Genomic DNA, 1,235 nt, shown 5'->3' on the forward strand with positions numbered 1-1,235 from the left:
GGCTTGTCGCGGAGGCTTTCGGCGGGGTGGGGGCCTTCGGTCTCCAGGCGGTACTCGTCGCCGAATTTGTCGCGGTGGTCGTCGATGACCTGCTCGGACGGCGGCCGCTCCGCGTTGATCTTGTCCTGGTACTCCTCGAACCGGCGGTGGGCTTCCTGCACGTAGCCGGTGCCGAGCGTGGTCCAGTCGATCTGGGTGGCCAGCAGCTCACGCACCAGTTGCTTGTTCGGCTCGAACGTGACCGGCTCGGGCAGCTCGGGCGCCAGGACGGACTCGGGGTCGCGGCCGTCGTGGCGGCGCATCAGGTCGCAGGCGATGCGCAGGTGCTCCAGTTCCATGTTCAGGTGCAGTTCCCAGATCCCCTTGACCCGGGGGTCGGACTCGGTCTGCATGAACGAGTAGTACAGGTAGCACTCGTTGTACTCGTGGTTGACCAGGCGTTCCCACCAGGTCTCGCCCGGGTCGACCAGCGACTCGTAATGCGTGACGTGCTCCTCCTCGATCAGGCCGATCTCCTGGTAGAGCTGGCGGGCGATCGGCTCCATGTACATCGGGCCGACGTTCATGTAGAAGTTCATCGTCTGCTGCTCGGCCGACATGATGGTCAGCGCGTGCAGCTTGGAGATCGGCGCCGCGACCGCGCGGTCGTACGGCTCGCGGATGTTGTCGACGGCGTCGCGATGGTGCAGTCGCGTCGGCCGTCCCGGGGTGACCTCGGTGAGCTGGTCGACGATCTTCTCGGCCTTGCGGTGCTCGATCATCTCGTAGAGGTTGGCGTACCGGTACAGGTGGTCGAAGTCCTCCAGCAGTCCGAACTGGTAGGCCTGCTTGAGGTACGGGTCGGGCTCCTGCCGGGCGACCCAGCCGGTGAGGTCGACGGCGACCTGCTCGTAGGCGATCGTCGTCTCCAGCACCGACGCCTGCCCCGGCAGCAGCCAGTTCACCACCTTCTGCTGTTGCTGCTCGATGTAGCGGACGCGGGCGAGCTGCTGCTTGACCTCGATGTCGGGGCAGACCCGGTTGAAGTGGTGGCTGAACATGATCGCCTCCACCTCGATGCCGTTCAGCGTGATGATCCGGCACCGGGTGTAGGGATCGGAATGGTCGGGGTCGACGGGCGCGACGTCCAGCTGGCTCCAGTTGCGCAGCTGGTCGTCCAGCGGGATACCGCGGTGTTCGAGCGGGTTGAACGCCACCGGGCTCACCCTCCTTGTCGGTCTGATCGTCTCGGCGGA

The 1,235-nt window shown here is 65.8% G+C and carries 1 protein-coding gene; it reads right to left on the minus strand.

Annotated features, from left to right (window positions below; genetic code table 11):
- The coding region (locus E1287_RS43280) for a hypothetical protein (protein WP_131971972.1) at positions 1–1,196 on the minus strand (1,196 nt) is incomplete at its 3' end.
- Positions 1,197–1,235 lie beyond the last annotated feature (39 nt).

The organism is Actinomadura sp. KC06, assembly GCF_004348735.1.
Lineage (GTDB): Bacteria > Actinomycetota > Actinomycetes > Streptosporangiales > Streptosporangiaceae > Spirillospora.